Source organism: Pseudomonas syringae (genome assembly GCF_021605415.1).
Classification (GTDB): Bacteria; Pseudomonadota; Gammaproteobacteria; order Pseudomonadales; family Pseudomonadaceae; genus Aquipseudomonas; species Aquipseudomonas syringae_S.
Window position 1 is genome coordinate 1 of the sequence record NZ_WKEQ01000032.1, and the last position, 17,228, is coordinate 17,228.

Here is a 17,228-nt window from a genome sequence, read left to right on the forward strand (position 1 = left end):
ACAATACATCACTGAAGATGCCTATAAATGGTACAAAGCGGCGGCCGAACAAGGCGACCTCTATGCAATGTTAAAATAGGGCGAAGTAATAGCGATTTGTGCAAGGTGATGGAAAATTGCACACCTAGTGAAAAGAAGCCTAATGAATGGCTTGAAGAAGCGGCAAGCATTGCAAAGAAAAAAGCGGCGAGCGGCGACCCAGATGCGCTTTATATAATGTATGAGTTAACAGCGGACCGGAACTGGCTTGAAAAATCTGCTAACGCGGGGAACTCAACTGCACAATACCGAATGGCAATTGGTGACCGTCAAGGCGAGGGCTACATACTTCCTTGGAAACGGCAACAGACCGTTGAGGGCTGGTTTCTTGCAGCTGCCAAAAACGGTAACCCGAAAGCGATGATGCAGCTATTCGGTATATACCGAGAGAAAGGCGACTTCGAACAAGCTAGGTATTGGTTAGAACAATCAGCCCTTTTAGGCTACGAAGCAGGACTTTATAACCTGGGGTACTTTCTAGCTGTAGAACCTGAAAAGCTGGGATTCCCAATGGATAAAGTCAAAGGCTATGGTTTAATATCGCTGCTGAAAGTGCTCGACGGCGGCGGCGCTGCTAAAACAGACGTTGAAGAAATACTCCCACAAATTGAATCCACTATGACTTCAAGCGAATTAGAACAAGCAAAAATATTCGCAGAAAACTGGAAAAAAGAGCACCCCCCTATTTCTTACTTTCCTGATAAAATCAGATTCTAAATATCACGCCTATTAATCCTTCAGGAATTTGAGCGGTGAGAGGACACGGGCAATGAAACGCGCTCTCGGCAGAAGATGCATATGATGTCCGTAGGCATGAGAGCGCGGGATAATGCTTTTTAACCAATATAAAACAGCGGAACCCGAGAGACACTCAGAAGTTGATAGCTGTTTACGCAGATCCACATAGTAACAGTCACAACCAGCTAGTATGAAGCACCAATTAACAAGGCATCAAAGCCGACGCTAATAACTTGTATGATCACACCCAGCACGCGACATGGAAACACTATGATACTTAGGTCGATATTCTGCTTTTTGATAATTTTCACTGGGACGTGCCGTGCAGAAACGAATCTTTCCCAAGACCAGTTGGCAGCCAAGGAACGCGGAATTATTTTATACAATCAACTGAAATCGGGAGATGCTACCCCTTACTTAACTATTGCTGCTCAGGCAGGCGACCGCGAGGCTCAGTATTATTTAGCGGAAACACTCAGAAAAAAAAATCACTTCATGAATTCTGAAGCTCGTAAATGGTACGAAGCTGCCGCCTCGCAGGAAGATATTTACGCAATGATCCAACTGGGGCGAAGTGAAAATGATGTCTGTGATATCTCCAAAAATTGCCCGCCAAATCGAAAAACGCAGAAAGAATGGTTGAAAGAAGCAAAAAAAATAGCAGAGAAAAAAGCAAGCAACGGTAACGCTGAAGCAATGTACATTATGTACGAACTTACTTATGACGAAGCGTGGCTACAAAAGTCAGCTAGCAATGGTTATCCACTAGCACAATACTGGATAGCTAAAGGGCTCGAACAGGGAGAAGGTTTTTTCTTACCATGGAACCGTAGCAAAACAATTGAAAAATGGTTTAAAGCGTCTGCAGAAGGAGGAAACCCAAGATCAATGATGGCTTATGCTGCCATTTTGTATAAACGAGACGATGTGGAAGGGTATCGTTACTGGAATGAACAAGCCGCATTAGCAGGATATGCAAATACTGTATTTGGTTATGGCTGCGATCTTGCTCATGAACCTGACACGTTCGGCTACCCACTGGATCTTGTAAAGGGTTATGCTCTTATTTACTTGCTAACCCAACTAGACGGGGGCGGCGGCATGCAAGAAAATGTTAACGAAGTTCTGCCCTTAATAGAAAAAAAGATGACAACTTTACAAATTTTAGAAGCAAAGAAGTTCGCCAAACGTTGGGGAGAAACTCATCCTCCCCTCTCATTTTTTCCTGACAAACTTAACCACTGAGATCACCGTTATGGCTCTAACCTAGCGCACGCCCCCGATTTGAACGGGGAGCATTTCAACTCCCCTTCTAATTCGAGCCTAATCCGACGCCTTCCACCCGAGCATCTTTTGCTGCGCCACTTCCAACAAATCAAACCCTTCCTGCGTCAGCAAATACAGCGCATGCGTAATATGCGGAATGTCTTGAACATCCGCATGCCTGAAGCACAAACAATGCAGGGTTTCGAGCAGTTCGGTGGCGGCGCGCAGGCGTTGGACGGCGGTTTCGAGGATGTCTTTCGGGTTTGCTTCGGTGTCAATGACCAAGGGGGCGCTGTCGGTGACGGCGGTGTTCAAGCGGTGGTAGCGTTCGGGAAGCGGTTTCAGTATTGGCATTTGGATTACTCGTATTTGTTGTAAGTAACCACCAGCACCGTGACCAAACGGTGGGAGGCGGACTGCGTACAGGCTTGGTCAACCGAGAACAACAACTCAGCTCGCCCATGGGCGACCCTGCACACAGCCGCCATGACAATGCGCTGCGAAGACATAGATGTCCGCAGGGCAAATGATGGCACATCTGCAAGCGTGTTGTTTTCCAGGTGACCAAGCCTGGATCGCTGATTTTGCAGCGATGCAGAACCATATCCGCCCCAGCTCAGCCCGCGAAAGCCGATAAAGAGTCTGCCTCTGTAGGAATCGCCCGAGTTTCCCAACAGAAACTATCCCGCCTCTCGACAGGCAACATTCAGCCGGCTTAACCATCACTTAACTTCGCGGTCAAAGAATTCACTGAACCGCACGCCCTCAGAGCCTTTCTGACGCCCAGTGCGGCAGGTTCGGCAGCCGTTTGCCGGGCTTCCATTACGCACCGGAGTCTTTTTCATGAACGTTCGTCCATTTCTGTTTACGACCGCCCTCGCCTGCACGGCGTTTGCCGGGGTGGCTCAGGCCAATGACACATCTGCCACATCCAATGCTGTGCCTTATCAATACGGGGTGCCGTTGCACGTCGCGAAGGTGGTTTCGTTGTCTGAGCCGTCGACGCTCGATTGCAAGGTGGTAAAGGCTGACATGAAGTACATCGACACGTCGGGTAAACCTGCGGAGATCAGCTACAGCAAATTATCTGACGCGTGCAGTTATCAAAACTGACAGAAGTTTCTGATTTGCAGTTTTGCGGTAGGCGCAGGTGGGTTCCGGGGTTATGCTCGGAGCCTTCCTCACTGCCGCAGGGATTCGCTATGCAGTTGTCGTTTCGCACGTTGTCGATACTCACCTCCTCTCTTTGTCTGGTGCTGACCCTTATCTGGGGCTTCGCGCCTGAGGTGTTGCTGGCGATCTGGAGTATTGAATATTCATCCGCAGCGGGCTTTGTCGCCAGGCGCAGCGCGGTGCTGTTTGCGGCGTTGAGCGTGATGTTTTATTTGGTGCGCAATGCGCCGCCGTCTGCCACGCGCAATGCTTTGAGCAATGGTTTTCTGGTTGGCTGTTTTGGTTTGGCGGTGCTGGGATTTGGCGAATGGCTCAACGGCCATGCCGGGCCTGGGATTTTGCCGGCCGTGTTGGTCGAGTTCGCGCTGGGCCTTGGTTTTGTGCAGGCCCGGCGCGTGACGGTCGAACTGGCTGAAACGGTCAGTTAGATGGCTTTGTATCGTGGCGTGTAAGTTGGCTGTACAGACTGATGATCCAGATCGGATCGCAGTCCGGCGATCAGCTCGTTGATAGCGCGCGATCCGTTGAGGTTGCTGGCGTCGATTCCGCTGACGAGCAATTCAACCTGATCTGTCTGGTGGTCGCCGAACACTTTGACGGTCATCGACAGATCCGGGGACAGCGTGCACTGGCAGCGTTTCGGCAGAAAGCTACTTTCTATGATGTTGCGAAGTTCCAAGGCAGATAAAAACATGGCGAAGCCTCTCCTGCTGTGAGATTGCCAATCAAGTATTCATGCTGACCGGTTGCTGCCCCTGCGCGGTTGTGTCCCCGCTGATTCCTTGAGTGCGACAAACGGTGTGTTGCTGAATGCCCGTTGAAATGAAGGCGCCTAAACCTGGTGCGCCGCACCAAGAAACAGCATAAAACGTGCCGGTCATCAGTGCCCGTACAGCCCGTTGAGAATCATGGACTTAGCTACAAGGCCAGTATTTGGCCAGTTGCAAAATGCAAGATCAGCCTTCAAATACACTGCATTTTGCAATTGACCTCCGGTTTGCATTCGCTTCGCCATGCCGGTAAGAATGCCAGTCATTTACCCTACACCTGCAAGGAGGCTCCAATGGGTTCTTTACGCATTTACGCGACCACCGGCCTGTTTGTCGCCGCCCTCTCTACGTTTGCTGACGCAGCAAAACTCGAAGACACCGCACCCTACCCCAAACCTGAAAGCGGCTTCAGTCGTCAGGTCATTCATCTGCCCCAACAAGCCAATGAAGAAAATTTCCGCATCGAAGTGTTGGCCGGGAAAACCCTGATGGTCGATTGCAACCGCCAGCATCTGGGCGGTGTGCTGGAGGAAAGAAGTCTCGAAGGTTGGGGTTATCCGTTCTATCGACTGGAAAAGGTCATTGGCCCGATGAGCACGATGATGGCTTGCCCACCTGGCAGTTCCAGCAAGCGCGCATTCGTACCCGTTGTCGGTGACGGCTTTATGTTGCGTTACAACAGCAAACTACCGGTTGTGATTTACGCCCCCTCGGACGTCGAAGTGCGATATCGCATCTGGGAAGTTTCGGACAAAGTCGGCACCGCCATTCAGGAGTAAGGAAACGACCTACGTGATTACCTGCCACGTCCGATACGTGATCGATCCGTACCAATTAAGCGAATTCGAGGCCTATGCCAAAGCCTGGCTCGGCATCGTCGAGCGCCTGGGCGGCACGCATCACGGTTATTTTCTGCCGTCCGAGGGGGCCAGTAACATTGCTTACTGCCTATTCAGCTTCCCATCCCTGGCGGACTACGAGAGCTACCGCCATATCGCGATGACCGATCCGGAAAGCACAGCGCTGGTCGCGTCCCTGCTCGAGAAAAAATTCATTGTCAGTTACGAACGCAGTTTCCTGCGTCCATTGCTGGCCTGACACGATCTCACGCCGGGATACTGAACGCCGCCGCACGCTCGGCGACGTGGCGCAGGCTGTCGAAGTTGATATTGGCGCCGGAGTCGATGGCGATCAAGGTTTGACCCTGCGCACCGGTTCGCGCCACGTATTGCTTGATCCCCGCCACGGCCAGTGCGCCGGAGGGCTCGGTGATTGAACGGGTGTCGTCGTAAATGTTCTTGATTGCCGCGCAGAGTTCATCGTTGCTGACGGTGACCACCTCATCCACGCAGAAGCGGCACACCTCGAAGCCATACTCGCCGATCTGCGCTACGGCGACGCCGTCAGCGAAGGTGCCGACGCTGGGCAGCGCCACGCGTTGATCGGCAAGCATGGCGGCGCTCAGGCTGGCGGAATGTTCGGATTCGACGCCGATGATGCGCACGTCCGGTCGCAGGTATTTGACGTACGCGGCGATGCCCGCGATTAAACCGCCGCCACCGACCGGGACGAAAATCGCTTCCAGTGCGCCTTGATGTTCACGGAGGATTTCCATGGCCACGGTGCCTTGCCCGGCGATGACATCGGGGTCGTCGAATGGCGAAACAAAGGTGCGTCCGGTGTGTTCGGCCAGTTGCAGGGCATGGGCAAGCGCGAACGGGAAGCTCTCGCCATGCAGCAAGGCTTCGGCGCCACGACTGCGTACGCCGAGCACTTTAAGTTCCGGTGTGGTTGCGGGCATGACGATGGTAGCTGCGATGCCCAGCTCGCGGGCCGCCAACGCCACGCCTTGCGCATGATTGCCGGCTGAGGCAGTCATCACACCTCGGGCCTTTTGCTCATCACTCAGTTGCACCAGTTTGTTGTAGGCACCACGGATCTTGAAGGAGAACGTCGGTTGCAGGTCTTCGCGCTTGAGCAGGATGCGATTGCCCAGCGCTTCGGACAGGGCCGGGGCTGGCTGCAAAGGCGTGCGCACAGCCAGGTCATAGACCGGCGCCGCAAGGATTTTTTTCACGTAGTGCTCAAGCAAGGCTTGTTGTTCGGTCGTGCAATTCATCGCCATCTCCTGGGTTCACACCCCTTGTGTAGGAGCTACCGCAGGCTGCGATCTTTTGATCTTAAAAACCAACATCAAAAGATCGCAGCCTGCGGCAGCTCCTACACGGGATCGTGCTGTTTCAAAACCCTGGAGATGGAAAGTAAAAACCCGCCTCTAGGGCGGGTTGGGTGCTGCAGTCGTGAGCTAGCCCGCCAAATGAGGAATGGCGGTAATAATGCTTGGCTGGCAGCGCAATACGGTGGAAGTCATGGCTCGAAATTAGCCCGGTTGTTGAGGGCGAGTCAATGGTGGATTTTGCCGAGTGCCTGTAGGCTGGCGCATCGACTCATCACTCCAGGGAAGGTTTTCATGATGTCCATCGCTTTGCCGCTTACTGCCTTGATCACGTTTGCCGGATATACCATCTCGGTGATGCTTCAGGCGGAGCAATCACTGATCGATTTTGGTATCAGTTTGATGTCCAGGCCGGACACCGCGCAGGTGGTGATCGATCTATATCTACTGGCGACAATCGCCGGTGCGTGGATGTACAAGGATGCTCGCCAGCGAGGGAAACCGGTATGGTCGGTGGTGCCTTATTTGCTGTTGACGGCTGCCTTTGTGTCGGTGGGGCCATTGTTGTATCTGGTGGTTCGGGGGGTTCAGGAGCGCCAGAAAACGGCTGACCCGACGGCGGTGGGCTGATCCGTTTTTATTGGTGTTTCTGATGACGTCTTCGCGAGCAGGCTCGCTCCCACAGGATGCGGATGGTTTACATGGCAGGCGTCGCCAACCCGAACCTGTAGGAGCGGGCCTGCCCGCGAAAGCGTCCGGGCAGCCACCGCAAACTGTCGCCTGAGTGGCTTTGTCGTCACTTACTTCAAGCCGATTTTGTAGAGTCCGCCGTTCGACTCATCTGTGAGCACATACAGATAACCATCCGGCCCTTGGCGTACATCGCGGATTCGCTGTTTGAGCTCGCCGAGCAGACGTTCTTCGTGAACGACTTTGTCGCCATCAAATTGCAAACGGATCAGTTCCTGACTGACCAGCGCACCGATAAATGCGTTGTGCTGCCACGGTTTGAAGCGATCAGCGTCGTAGAACGCCATGCCCGTGACGCCCGGAGACTGTTCCCAGACATGATGCGGCGGCACCGTGCCTTCGGCCGTTTTGCCTTTGGCCTCAGGGATCGGTTGCAGAGAATAATTGATACCGTGGGTCGCCAGCGGCCAGCCGTAGTTCTTGCCGCGCTCGATGATATTGATCTCGTCGCCACCCCGTGGACCATGTTCGTTTTCCCAAAGGGTTCCCGTCCACGGGTTCAGCGCCGCGCCCTGCGGGTTTCGTTGGCCATACGACCAGATTTCCGGACGTACACCGGACTGGCCGACGAAGGGGTTGTCATCCGGCACCTTACCGTCCGGGTAGATCCGTACGACCTTGCCTTGCAGCTTGTCGAGATCCTGAGCGGTCGCGCGGTCGTTGTTTTCCCCGAGGGTGATGAACAGATAGCCGTCGCGGTCGAAGACCAATCGCGAGCCGAAATGGTTGCCGACGGACAGTTTCGGCTCCTGACGGAAAATCACCTTGAAATCCTTGATCGTCTTCAAGTCATCGGACAGACGACCGCGTCCCACCGCCGTGCCAGCCTTGTTGTCCGCACCGCCGCCCTCGGCGTAGGACAGGTAGACCAGGCGATCCGCTTTGAAATCCGGCGACAGCACCACATCGAGCAGACCGCCCTGCCCCTTGGCCCAGACTGTCGGTACACCGCTGATCGGCGTCGAGAGTTTGCCCTCGGCACTGACAACCCGCAAATTGCCCGACCGTTCGGTCACCAACATGCCTTGGCGATCCGGCAGAAACGCCAGCGCCCAAGGATGTTCAAGGCCTTGGGCGATGGTCGTCACCTCAAGGGTGCCCTGTTCGCTTTTCATTTCCTGAGTGGTCGCCGCGAAGCTCGTGGCTGTGACGCCGATCAATGCGCTGGCGCACAACGTGGCCAGGAGGGTTTTACGCAACATGCACGATTCCTTTTGTTCGTTCGAAGGGCTGACAGAACTTCAGTCCTGCCGTTCAACGGTTGCTGTCGGTACTGCGCGAGGGTGGATTGGGAATGAAGACGGGCGCCTTGCCAGGCTCGGAGCGCTGCGGCTGACTGTTGCCGATGCCGCGATTATCCAGGGTCGGCGGCCGTGGCACCGGCACGGTATTCGGCCCGCGAATCGGAGGTGCGCTGGGCTGGGTGCCTTGCATGCTGTTCGGATTGGCCCGGCGGATCGGGCTGTTATAGGGATTATTGCTGTTGCCGGTCGGACTTTGCGCCAATTGCAGTGGCGCAGACCTTGCTGCGACTTCAGCCTGCGCAAACCCTGCTCCGAGGATCAACGCGGCGATGCCAAGCAGAAATCGATTCATGGGACAGCCTCTCGAGAGGGTCATGGATGGAGCCTTCGAGTCCACGCTACGCCGAGGGTTCGCATTTGTTAATCCAAACGTTGCACGGAAGATGTAACACGACCTTACCCAGAGCCATCCCCGACGCAAATGCCGGAAACTTTTGCAAACCGCCACAGGTCACCAGAACATCATTTGGAGGACGCGAAAATGGCTCGAGCAATCTGGAAAGGCGCCATCAGTTTCGGACTGGTACACATCCCCGTGGCACTGGTGTCGGCGACCTCATCCAAAGGCGTTGATTTTGATTGGCTCGACAGCCGCAGCATGGATCCGGTGGGCTACAAACGGATCAACAAAAACACCGGCAAGGAGATTACCAAGGAGCACATCGTCAAAGGCGTCGCTTACGAAAAGGGTCGGTATGTGGTGTTGAGCGAAGAGGAGATCCGCTCGGCGCACCCGGTATCGACTCAAACCATCGACATTTTTTCGTTTATTGACAGTGAACAGATTCCCCTGCAAAACATCGACACACCGTATTACCTGGCACCGGATAAACGCGGCGGCAAGGTATACGCTCTGTTGCGCGAAACCCTGAGCAAAACCAACAAGGTCGCTCTTGCCCGGGTTGTCCTGCATACCCGCCAATATTTGGCCGCGTTGATGCCGCTGGAATCGGCGCTGGTGCTGGTGAAGCTGCGCTGGCCGGCGGAGGTGCGCAGCCTCGATGAACTGGCGCTGGGAAGCGAAGTCACCAAGCCGCAACTGGCCAAGGGTGAACTGGACATGGCCAAACGGCTGGTGCAGGACATGAGCGGTGACTGGTCGCCAGATGATTATCGCGACGAGTTTGAAGAGAAGATCATGGCGCTGGTGGACAAGAAGGCCCACGAAGGCAAGATCGAGAACGTGGAACCGGTTGAGGGTGAGGAAGAGCGCAAGACAGCGGACGTTATCGATTTGACCGAGCTGCTTAAACGCAGCCTGGGCGGCAAGACTGCGGCGGCGAAGCCCAAGGCCAAAGCGCCGGCGAAGGCCGCACCGAAGAAGACAAAAAAGGCGTCGTGACGTCCCCAGGGACTGCGGTGTTCAGATGAGGATGAAGATTGCCAGCAAAGCGGCGAAAATCGTCCACTTTTCCAGGTAATACCGCGCACGGTTGCGCTTTTTCAGCTCTTTACCACGCACACGAATTTTGTAGATTCTGGTGAATAGCCGATTAATCCCGCCGGTCTTGTCGCCCGCGTCATTCGGTGCACCGGCCGCTGACATCACATTACGGCTGAACCAGCCGTTGAACTCCGCCGCGAAGCGATATTGCATCGGCCGCTCGATGTCACAAAAAAGGATGATGCGGTTCTTGTCGGTGGTGTTTTCCGCGTAATGGATGAATGTCTCGTCAAACATCACCGCTTCACCATCGCGCCAGTGATAACTCTCACCGTCGACATTGATGTAACAACCGGCGTCATTAGGCGTGTCCAGCCCCAAGTGATAACGGTAGGAACCGGCATACGGGTCGCGATGACGCACCAGCTTCGCGCCCGGTGGCAATTCGGCGAACATCGCCGCTTTGATTGAGCCGATGCCCTGTACCAGCTCAGTAGTGCGTGGGCACAGTTTCATGGCCGATGGATGGCTCTCGCCATACCACTTCAGATAAAAGCGCTTCCAGCCGGTTTTGAAAAAGGAATTGAAACCCACATCGTCATGCTGATTTGAGCGCTTGATCTCGCCGGCACGCAGCAGATTCTGGCCTTCTTCGCGAATGTCCTCCCAGTGAGCCTGCAACGGAGCGAGATCCGGAAAATCCGCCGGATTGAGGTATGGCTTGTTGGGGATTTTCGAGAATAGATAAAGAAAGCAATTGATCGGCGCCAGAAACGACGAGTGATCGCTCAATTGCCGTCCCAGTTTGTGGCGTACGCGGCCACGCAGGTGAACGTATGCAATGGAAATGACATAGATAGCGGCAATGATGAGTTTCAAGGAAATCGTCACACGTCAGAAATTAACGAACTGCGCGCCATGCAGCCCTTGGGCCCAAGGGCTGCATGGCGGTCTGAATGCCCGATACAGTGCCGTGGCGCATCGCTGAGCCCGCGTCACCCACTGGGGCACTGAGCCAATGGCGGGCATTTTAGCCACACTTTGTAACCAATGGTGAACCACCGTTTGAGAAAAACTGTTCCCGCGATTGCACCAATCGCCGCTCTGTTCGTTATCGCCCTATCGTTTAAAGAGCCAGACCAGTACAATCGCCGCCAAACTTTAGCGCCCCCCTTGGTTGATGACGGAAATGACGCCGGCCTCAGCGCACTTCGACTCGGGCCAAGCGCTCCGTCCGCACCCTCGCTACTCTGAATGCTTCGCAGGAAAAACCTTTGATTTCTACAGCTAACATCACGATGCAGTTCGGCGCCAAGCCGCTGTTCGAAAACGTTTCCGTTAAATTTGGCGCGGGCAACCGCTACGGCCTGATCGGCGCCAACGGTTGCGGCAAGTCGACCTTTATGAAAATCCTCGGCGGCGACCTCGATCCGTCCGGCGGCCAGGTCATGCTTGAGCCGAATGTGCGTCTGGGGAAGTTGCGCCAGGATCAGTTCGCCTACGAAGAATTCACCGTGATCGACACCGTGATCATGGGTCACGAAGAGCTGTGGAAGGTCAAGGCCGAGCGTGATCGCATCTACTCGCTGCCGGAAATGTCTGAAGAAGACGGCATGGCCGTCGCCGAACTGGAAACCGAGTTCGCCGAGATGGACGGCTACACCGCCGAATCCCGCGCCGGCGAACTGTTGCTGGGCCTGGGTATTGGCATTGAGCAGCACTTCGGCCCGATGAGCGAAGTGTCGCCGGGCTGGAAGCTCCGAGTATTGCTGGCGCAGGCACTGTTTTCCGATCCGGAAGTGCTGTTGCTCGACGAACCGACCAACCACTTGGACATCAACACCATTCGCTGGCTGGAAAACATCCTGACCCAGCGCAACAGCCTGATGATCATCATTTCTCACGACCGTCACTTCCTGAACAGCGTGTGCACTCACATGGCTGACCTGGATTACGGCGAGCTGCGCCTGTTCCCGGGCAACTACGACGAGTACATGACCGTGGCGACCCAGTCCCGCGAGCAACTGCTGTCGGACAACGCCAAGAAAAAAGCCCAGATTTCCGAGCTGCAATCGTTCGTCAGCCGCTTCTCGGCCAACGCTTCGAAAGCCAAGCAGGCCACGTCCCGCGCCAAGGCAATCGACAAGATCCAATTGGCCGAGGTCAAGCCTTCGAGTCGTGTCAGCCCGTTCATTCGTTTCGAGCAGACCAAAAAGCTGCACCGTCAGGCGGTCATCGTCGAGCGCATGGCCAAAGGCTTCGATGGCAAAGAACTGTTCAAAGACTTCAGCTTCCAGGTTGAAGCTGGCGAGCGCGTAGCGATCATCGGCCCGAACGGTATCGGCAAGACCACCCTTCTGCGCACCCTGGTCAACGAACTGACCCCGGACGCCGGCACCATCAAGTGGACCGACGCGGCCGAACTGGGCTACTACGCCCAGGATCACGCCCACGACTTCGAAGACGATGTCAGCCTGTTCGACTGGATGGGCCAGTGGACTCAGGGCGAACAAGTGATCCGTGGCACCCTGGGCCGGATGCTGTTCTCCAACGACGAGATTCTCAAGTCGGTGAAGGTAATCTCCGGTGGTGAGCAAGGTCGCATGCTGTTCGGCAAGCTGATCCTGCAAAAGCCAAACGTGCTGATCATGGACGAACCGACCAACCACTTGGACATGGAATCCATCGAAGCGCTGAACCTGGCGCTGGAAAACTACCCGGGCACGCTGATCTTCGTCAGCCACGACCGTGAGTTTGTATCGTCGCTGGCCACTCGTATCATCGAGCTGACCCCGAATGGCGTAACCGACTTCAGCGGTACGTACGATGACTACCTGCGTAGTCAAGGCGTAGTGTTCTAAAAGCAGCTTTTAGCTGTGAGCTGGAAGCTGTGAGTGAAGAGCCCTGTCCTTTGTGATGGGGCTTTTTTTGAGGTCAAAAATAGATAGCCAGCTTTCATTTATCTCACACCCGCGCCATGATGCAGGTCTCCCACCGCCGCCCGCGAACGAGCTCTCATGTCTGCGCAGCAATCACCTTCGCAAAGCTCCATGGCGATCACCCTGCAGATCGTTTCCATCGTTTTCTATACCTTTATTGCTTTTCTCTGCATTGGATTGCCGATCGCGGTGTTGCCGGGTTATGTGCATGAACAATTGGGTTTCAGCGCCATCGTTGCGGGGCTGACCATCGGCTCGCAATATTTGGCCACGCTGTTGAGTCGGCCTATGGCCGGGCGGATGTCGGACACCGTCGGCACCAAACGGGCGATTGTGTATGGCTTGTCGGGGATTTTGCTCAGTGGCGTGCTGACGCTGATTTCCACTTTGCTGCAGAGTTTTCCGCTCACGAGCCTGTTGATCCTGATTGCCGGCCGCCTGTTGCTGGGCGTCGCCCAAGGCCTGATTGGCGTGGGCACCATCAGTTGGTGCATGGGCCAGGTCGGCGCCGAACACACGGCGCGGTCGATTTCATGGAACGGTATCGCGTCCTATGGCGCCATTGCGATGGGTGCGCCACTGGGTGTGGTGATGGTCGCGCAATATGGGTTTGCCAGCCTCGGCATCGCGTTGTCGGTGCTCGCTGCCGGCGCCTTGGTGCTGATTCGTAACAAGCCATCGGTGCCAGTGGTGCGCGGCGAGCGTCTGCCGTTCTGGGCCGTGTTCGGGCGTATTGCGCCGTTTGGAGCGAGTTTGAGCCTGGCGTCCATCGGCTACGGAACGCTGACCACATTCATTACTTTGTACTACGTCAGTCGCGGCTGGACGGGGGCGGCGTATTGCCTGACGGTGTTTGGCATCTGTTTCATTCTGTCGCGGCTGCTGTTTATCTCAGCGATCAGCCGTTTCGGCGGGTTCAGTTCAGCCATCATTTGCATGACCATCGAAACGGTCGGCCTGGTGATGTTGTGGCTGGCGCCGTCCACCGCTTTTGCCCTGATCGGTGCAGGCCTGGCCGGGTTTGGACTGTCGCTGGTGTATCCGGCGCTGGGTGTCGAGGCGATCAAACAGGTGCCCAACTCCAGCCGTGGCGCCGGGTTGAGTGCTTATGCGGTTTTTTTCGATTTGGCGCTGGCGATTGCCGGGCCGTTGATGGGCGCGATAGCGTTGAATCTGGGGTATTCGTGGATTTTCTTCTGCGCGGCGCTGTTGTCTGTGACAGGGTTGGGGTTGACCCTGCTGTTAAAACGCCGGGCCGGTTACTGACCCCAACCCGCAGCCTGATCGTTCACGCAGAATTCCGCCGCCTGATCGTTCCCACGCTCTGCGTGGGAATGCAGCCCGGGACGCTCCGCGTTCCATGCAATCAAAAGATCGCAGCCTGCGGCAGCTCCTACACGCAACGGTGTTACTGATCGGCGGTTTGCATCCCGGCGCGATTGGGTTTTGCCAGCGCACGGGAGAAGAACCGCACCGCTTCCGAAACAAGATTGCGGTGGATGTCCTCGCGATCTACACCGTCGGCATCGGTACACAGCGCTGGCATGGCCACTATCTGCTCCGGCGTACACGGCGCCATGAACACGAAGTGCCCTGCCCCCGCCAGCAATTTGAAGTCCGGCGCCGTCGGTAACTTTCGCGCGAGCGCGGCGGCGTTCTTGTCGAAAGCCACCAGTTTGTCGCCGTCGCCGCTGTAAAGCAGAACGGGCACGTGCACCTCGGCGAGCGTATGGCGGCCGAATTTAAGGCTCAGCGGCGTCATCAATAGCAAAGCATGCACGCGAGGGTCGGCAACTGGCTGCAAATCGTCGCGATCGACGATCAATTCACCTTGGGTGTTGCAGGCGTCGCGGTCATCGGGGCGTTCTTGGCAATAGCGGCGCAGACGATCAAGATCCGGTGTCGCTCCAGAGAGGATCAATGCGGTCTCGCCACCGGCGGAATAGCCGATCACTCCGACCTGATCGGCATTGACGAACGGCGCGAGCATGCGATCACCCAGGGTCGCGGTAATCGCTTCGGAAATCTGGATCGGTCGACCATACAGATTGCTCAGCGTGCCGAGACGGCTGTGATCCTTGGAGTTGTCGCCAGGATGAATCACCGCCACCACCACAAACCCTTTGCGCGCCAACGATGTGGCAAGGTCGTGCAAGGCCAGCGGCGTGCCGGTGTTGCCATGAGAGATCATCAACATGGGAAAACGACCGATGGCAACCGGTGTGTCTTCGCCCGCCTCGACTTTATAGCCGTCAAGCGAACTGACGCGCTCGCGGCCACTGGACGGATAGAACGCGATGGCGCGCATCGGTTGCAGATCCAGTGGGTCGAGAAAACTCATTTCATGGAAGCCGGCGCTCCAGTGAGGGTGCGGCGCAGGCGCTGCTTGCACCGGATTCAGGCTGCCGAGCAAGCAAATCAGTAACGTTGCACTAAGACGCATCATGGGATGCCCATCCTGTGTTACTGGATCGACAGATCCGTTGCATCGCGACGTCCGGCATCTTTGGTGATGATCACCCGGTACGGCGCTGCACTCAGACGTTCACATGTGGATTGCATAACCTGGGCCAGATGACAAAACAGACGGAAACAAAAAACTCTGCATCTGGCTCTTGCGAAACCAGAATACAGAGTTTTTGTCGCAGCACCTGAACCGGAGCTGCTCTTTACGCAAGTCTTACGCGGCGGTGAACAGTTGCTCGCTGATCTGTGCGTGAGCGGCGGTCATAGCCTTGGTGCGTACTTCGTCACCGTAAGCCAGGCCTTCAGCGCGGACAAACTCGATGTCGGTGATGCCAAGGAAGCCGAACAGCAGTTTCAAATATTCCTCGTGCGCCACACCGGAGGCTTGGCCGGCATGGATGCCGCCAGCGGTGGAGACAATGACGATTTTCTTGCCGCCGCACAGGCCTTCAGGGCCGGCTTCGGTGTAACGGAAGGTCTGACCGGCAACGGCGATGCGGTCGATCCATGCCTTGAGCTGCGTCGGGATAGTGAAGTTGTACATTGGCGCGGCGATGACGATGGCATCGGCGGCGATGAATTCGGCCAGGGTGTTGGCGCTCAGCTCGGCTTCGTGCTGTTGTGCGGCGTTACGCAGTTCAGCAGTGGTGCCGGCGGCAACCAGGGTAGTGGCGGAGAAATGGCTGATGGCATCGGCGGCCAGGTCACGGTAAGTCACGACGGCGCTCGGCTCTGTGGCCTGCCAGGCTTTGACGACTTCGCTGCTCAGCTGACGGGAAGCCGAGTTGTCGCCCAGAATGCTCGAATCGATGTGCAGCAGTTTCATGTGGGTTCTCCTGAAATAGATCGCCGAGGCGGCGCAATGGGGACAATCCTACCGGCGAATCCAATAGCTGATTAGCCGCCAACAATGCGATAGTTCGTCCCATTGATAGAACAGCTGGATATTCCAATGCAGGATCTCAACGATCTTTACTATTTCGCCAAAGTGGTTGAAGCCGGTGGATTCGCCGCGGCTGGCCGCTTGCTGGGCATCCCCAAGTCGCGTTTGTCGCGGCGCATTGCCGAACTTGAAGAGCGCCTTGGCGCACGTCTGTTGCAGCGCACCACGCGACAATTGAACCTGACAGCAGTCGGTGAGCGTTATCTGCGCCACTGCCAGGCGATGTTGCTGGAAGCGAAAATGGCTGACGAGGCCGTCGCAAGCATGTCCAGCGAGCCGCGCGGACGCTTGCGAGTGTCGTGTCCGGTGGGGCTGGCCCATGAAATCCTGCCCGGCGTCATCAGCGAATTCCTTGAGAAATTCCCCCAGGTGCAACTGGAAGTCATGCTGCTTAATCGCCGGGTCGATCTGGTCACGGAAGGTATCGACGTCGCGCTGCGCGTTCGCGAGCTGGGCGATGAAGATCCATTACTCGTTACCCGTCGATTGCGTCAGGCGCAGACGGTACTGGTGGCCAGCCCGGACTTCGTCAAACACCGCACGATTGAACATCCGCAGGATTTGAAAACCCTGCCGGTGCTGGGTGCACTGGAAGCCGATCGTCAGGTGTACATGCGCCTGCTCGACCGGCAAAACAACAGCTTTGAATTAAGCATGGAGGCGCGACTGGGGATAGACGACTTTGTCGTGCGCAAGGCTTGCACCCTGGCAGGCCAGGGTTTTACCCAGTTGCCGATGATGTTTTGCGAAACGGAACTGAACAACGGCACGCTGGTGCAATTGTTGCCCGAATGGTCATTGCCCGGCGGCTGGCTGCAAGCGGTGTACCCGCACCGGCGAGGGGTAATGCCGGCGGTACGCGCCTGGATCGATCACCTGGTGCATTCCTTCAACGCTTGTGGAGAGAAACTGCTATGAGAAAAGCGACGATGAGCGAAGCGGACGTCGCCGCATTTTGTCTCGGATTACCCGGAGCGCGGGAGGATTACAAATGGGGCGGCGTTCGTGTGTTCTCGATTGCCGGCAACAAGATGTTCGCCTTGCAGGGTTTGCGCGGGGATTCGCTGGCGTTCAAGGTCGACAAGGATCTGTTTCTCGGCCATTGCGACCGCCCGGGCATTCACCCCGCGCCTTATCTGGCGCGAGCGCAGTGGATCATCATGCATCCGCCCTACCCTTTGGTCGCCGCCGAGTTGCAGGCACTGCTGCAACGCTCCCATCAACTGGTCGTGAGCAAGTTGCCCAAACGCACACAAATCGGATTACTGCTCTGACACGAT

General features: G+C 56.1%; 20 protein-coding genes and 1 pseudogene. 12 read left to right on the plus strand and 9 right to left on the minus strand.

From position 1 onward, the window contains the following. Window positions 1–108 precede the first annotated feature (108 nt). Both GIW69_RS20145 and GIW69_RS20150 read left to right on the plus strand, forming a co-directional pair. The gene (locus GIW69_RS20145; RefSeq protein ID WP_236484536.1) at window positions 109–756 is read left to right on the plus strand and encodes an SEL1-like repeat protein; all 648 of its coding nucleotides are present in this window, start codon (window positions 109–111) and stop codon (window positions 754–756) included. A 372-nt stretch (window positions 757–1,128) separates the two neighbouring features. After that, a complete protein-coding gene (locus tag GIW69_RS20150) occupies window positions 1,129–2,022 on the plus strand; it encodes an SEL1-like repeat protein (RefSeq protein WP_236484537.1) in 894 nt (297 codons plus the stop codon). A gap of 78 nt (window positions 2,023–2,100) precedes the next feature. Here the strand turns inward: GIW69_RS20150 and GIW69_RS20155 are convergent, their stop codons facing one another. Further along, complete coding sequence (locus tag GIW69_RS20155; protein ID WP_236484538.1) at window positions 2,101–2,397, minus strand: hypothetical protein; 297 nt, start codon at window positions 2,395–2,397, stop codon at window positions 2,101–2,103. A 489-nt stretch (window positions 2,398–2,886) separates the two neighbouring features. On the opposite strand from GIW69_RS20155, the gene GIW69_RS20160 reads away from it, so the two are divergent. Both GIW69_RS20160 and GIW69_RS20165 read left to right on the plus strand, forming a co-directional pair. After that, window positions 2,887–3,156: a DUF2790 domain-containing protein gene (locus tag GIW69_RS20160; protein WP_236484539.1), complete on the plus strand. Its 270-nt coding sequence runs from the start codon at window positions 2,887–2,889 to the stop codon at window positions 3,154–3,156. Between the two features lie 89 nt (window positions 3,157–3,245). Then, window positions 3,246–3,644 carry a hypothetical protein gene (locus tag GIW69_RS20165; protein WP_236484540.1) on the plus strand — a complete coding sequence of 133 codons (399 nt, stop codon included), beginning with the start codon at window positions 3,246–3,248 and terminating at the stop codon, window positions 3,642–3,644. On the opposite strand, the gene GIW69_RS20170 is transcribed toward GIW69_RS20165, so the two are convergent. Together GIW69_RS20170 and GIW69_RS20175 are read right to left on the minus strand one after the other, a co-directional pair. Beyond that, window positions 3,641–3,910 (minus strand): DUF1652 domain-containing protein, encoded by a 270-nt coding sequence (locus tag GIW69_RS20170; RefSeq protein ID WP_236484541.1) that lies wholly within the window; start codon window positions 3,908–3,910, stop codon window positions 3,641–3,643. The two genes, GIW69_RS20165 and GIW69_RS20170, sit on opposite strands and share 4 nt — an antisense overlap. Before the next feature lie 186 nt (window positions 3,911–4,096). Further along, window positions 4,097–4,252 carry a hypothetical protein gene (locus tag GIW69_RS20175; RefSeq protein ID WP_236484542.1) on the minus strand — a complete coding sequence of 52 codons (156 nt, stop codon included), beginning with the start codon at window positions 4,250–4,252 and terminating at the stop codon, window positions 4,097–4,099. Window positions 4,253–4,279: 27 nt separating this feature from the next. On the opposite strand from GIW69_RS20175, the gene eco reads away from it, so the two are divergent. After that, entirely contained in the window at window positions 4,280–4,765 is a 486-nt protein-coding gene (gene eco, locus GIW69_RS20180) for a serine protease inhibitor ecotin (RefSeq protein WP_236484543.1), read from the plus strand. Window positions 4,766–4,778: 13 nt separating this feature from the next. Beyond that, window positions 4,779–5,084, plus strand: coding sequence for an NIPSNAP family protein (locus GIW69_RS20185; RefSeq protein WP_236484544.1), 306 nt, complete (start codon window positions 4,779–4,781; stop codon window positions 5,082–5,084). A gap of 31 nt (window positions 5,085–5,115) precedes the next feature. On the opposite strand, the pseudogene ilvA reads toward GIW69_RS20185, so the two are convergent. Then, window positions 5,116–6,111: pseudogene (gene ilvA, locus GIW69_RS20190) on the minus strand (threonine ammonia-lyase, biosynthetic); the annotation flags it as partial. A 345-nt stretch (window positions 6,112–6,456) separates the two neighbouring features. Between ilvA and GIW69_RS20195 the strand changes: the two are divergent. Next, window positions 6,457–6,792 (plus strand): DUF2834 domain-containing protein, encoded by a 336-nt coding sequence (locus GIW69_RS20195; RefSeq protein ID WP_236484546.1) that lies wholly within the window; start codon window positions 6,457–6,459, stop codon window positions 6,790–6,792. A gap of 170 nt (window positions 6,793–6,962) precedes the next feature. Here GIW69_RS20195 and GIW69_RS20200 read toward each other — a convergent pair whose 3' ends face one another. After that, entirely contained in the window at window positions 6,963–8,114 is a 1,152-nt protein-coding gene (locus GIW69_RS20200) for a PQQ-dependent sugar dehydrogenase (RefSeq protein ID WP_236484547.1), read from the minus strand. A gap of 52 nt (window positions 8,115–8,166) precedes the next feature. Beyond that, window positions 8,167–8,508, minus strand: a complete 342-nt coding sequence (locus GIW69_RS20205) for a hypothetical protein (RefSeq protein WP_236484548.1) — start codon at window positions 8,506–8,508, stop codon at window positions 8,167–8,169. Between the two features lie 189 nt (window positions 8,509–8,697). On the opposite strand from GIW69_RS20205, the gene ku reads away from it, so the two are divergent. Continuing rightward, complete coding sequence (gene ku, locus GIW69_RS20210) at window positions 8,698–9,558, plus strand: non-homologous end joining protein Ku (RefSeq protein WP_236484549.1); 861 nt, start codon at window positions 8,698–8,700, stop codon at window positions 9,556–9,558. A gap of 21 nt (window positions 9,559–9,579) precedes the next feature. Here the strand turns inward: ku and lpxO are convergent, their stop codons facing one another. Beyond that, entirely contained in the window at window positions 9,580–10,479 is a 900-nt protein-coding gene (gene lpxO / locus GIW69_RS20215) for a lipid A hydroxylase LpxO (protein ID WP_236484550.1), read from the minus strand. A 395-nt stretch (window positions 10,480–10,874) separates the two neighbouring features. On the opposite strand from lpxO, the gene GIW69_RS20220 reads away from it, so the two are divergent. After that, window positions 10,875–12,461 carry an ABC-F family ATPase gene (locus tag GIW69_RS20220; RefSeq protein WP_236484551.1) on the plus strand — a complete coding sequence of 529 codons (1,587 nt, stop codon included), beginning with the start codon at window positions 10,875–10,877 and terminating at the stop codon, window positions 12,459–12,461. Window positions 12,462–12,617: 156 nt separating this feature from the next. Next, complete coding sequence (locus tag GIW69_RS20225) at window positions 12,618–13,805, plus strand: MFS transporter (RefSeq protein ID WP_236484552.1); 1,188 nt, start codon at window positions 12,618–12,620, stop codon at window positions 13,803–13,805. Between the two features lie 142 nt (window positions 13,806–13,947). Here the strand turns inward: GIW69_RS20225 and GIW69_RS20230 are convergent, their stop codons facing one another. Then, the gene (locus tag GIW69_RS20230) at window positions 13,948–14,985 is read right to left on the minus strand and encodes an alpha/beta hydrolase (protein WP_236484553.1); all 1,038 of its coding nucleotides are present in this window, start codon (window positions 14,983–14,985) and stop codon (window positions 13,948–13,950) included. Between the two features lie 234 nt (window positions 14,986–15,219). Continuing rightward, the gene (locus GIW69_RS20235; RefSeq protein ID WP_236484554.1) at window positions 15,220–15,831 is read right to left on the minus strand and encodes an FMN-dependent NADH-azoreductase; all 612 of its coding nucleotides are present in this window, start codon (window positions 15,829–15,831) and stop codon (window positions 15,220–15,222) included. A gap of 126 nt (window positions 15,832–15,957) precedes the next feature. On the opposite strand from GIW69_RS20235, the gene GIW69_RS20240 reads away from it, so the two are divergent. Both GIW69_RS20240 and GIW69_RS20245 read left to right on the plus strand, forming a co-directional pair. Continuing rightward, complete coding sequence (locus tag GIW69_RS20240) at window positions 15,958–16,866, plus strand: LysR substrate-binding domain-containing protein (RefSeq protein ID WP_236484555.1); 909 nt, start codon at window positions 15,958–15,960, stop codon at window positions 16,864–16,866. Beyond that, window positions 16,863–17,222, plus strand: coding sequence for an MmcQ/YjbR family DNA-binding protein (locus tag GIW69_RS20245; RefSeq protein ID WP_236484556.1), 360 nt, complete (start codon window positions 16,863–16,865; stop codon window positions 17,220–17,222). Before GIW69_RS20240 ends, GIW69_RS20245 begins: the two co-directional genes overlap by 4 nt. The last annotated feature ends 6 nt before the right edge of the window (window positions 17,223–17,228 follow it).

Excerpts from the sequence above, each read along its gene's own strand:
- GIW69_RS20175 (WP_236484542.1), bottom strand. The coding sequence starts at position 4,252 with ATGACTGGCATTCTTACCGGCATGGCGAAGCGAATGCAAACCGGAGGT.
- GIW69_RS20200 (WP_236484547.1), bottom strand. The coding sequence starts at position 8,114 with ATGTTGCGTAAAACCCTCCTGGCCACGTTGTGCGCCAGCGCATTGATC.
- GIW69_RS20170 (WP_236484541.1), bottom strand. The coding sequence starts at position 3,910 with ATGTTTTTATCTGCCTTGGAACTTCGCAACATCATAGAAAGTAGCTTT.
- GIW69_RS20240 (WP_236484555.1), top strand. The coding sequence starts at position 15,958 with ATGCAGGATCTCAACGATCTTTACTATTTCGCCAAAGTGGTTGAAGCC.
- GIW69_RS20245 (WP_236484556.1), top strand. The coding sequence starts at position 16,863 with ATGAGAAAAGCGACGATGAGCGAAGCGGACGTCGCCGCATTTTGTCTC.
- GIW69_RS20155 (WP_236484538.1), bottom strand. The coding sequence starts at position 2,397 with ATGCCAATACTGAAACCGCTTCCCGAACGCTACCACCGCTTGAACACC.
- GIW69_RS20225 (WP_236484552.1), top strand. The coding sequence starts at position 12,618 with ATGTCTGCGCAGCAATCACCTTCGCAAAGCTCCATGGCGATCACCCTG.
- GIW69_RS20160 (WP_236484539.1), top strand. The coding sequence starts at position 2,887 with ATGAACGTTCGTCCATTTCTGTTTACGACCGCCCTCGCCTGCACGGCG.
- eco (WP_236484543.1), top strand. The coding sequence starts at position 4,280 with ATGGGTTCTTTACGCATTTACGCGACCACCGGCCTGTTTGTCGCCGCC.
- ku (WP_236484549.1), top strand. The coding sequence starts at position 8,698 with ATGGCTCGAGCAATCTGGAAAGGCGCCATCAGTTTCGGACTGGTACAC.
- GIW69_RS20205 (WP_236484548.1), bottom strand. The coding sequence starts at position 8,508 with ATGAATCGATTTCTGCTTGGCATCGCCGCGTTGATCCTCGGAGCAGGG.
- GIW69_RS20195 (WP_236484546.1), top strand. The coding sequence starts at position 6,457 with ATGATGTCCATCGCTTTGCCGCTTACTGCCTTGATCACGTTTGCCGGA.
- GIW69_RS20235 (WP_236484554.1), bottom strand. The coding sequence starts at position 15,831 with ATGAAACTGCTGCACATCGATTCGAGCATTCTGGGCGACAACTCGGCT.
- GIW69_RS20165 (WP_236484540.1), top strand. The coding sequence starts at position 3,246 with ATGCAGTTGTCGTTTCGCACGTTGTCGATACTCACCTCCTCTCTTTGT.
- GIW69_RS20145 (WP_236484536.1), top strand. The coding sequence starts at position 109 with ATGGAAAATTGCACACCTAGTGAAAAGAAGCCTAATGAATGGCTTGAA.
- GIW69_RS20230 (WP_236484553.1), bottom strand. The coding sequence starts at position 14,985 with ATGATGCGTCTTAGTGCAACGTTACTGATTTGCTTGCTCGGCAGCCTG.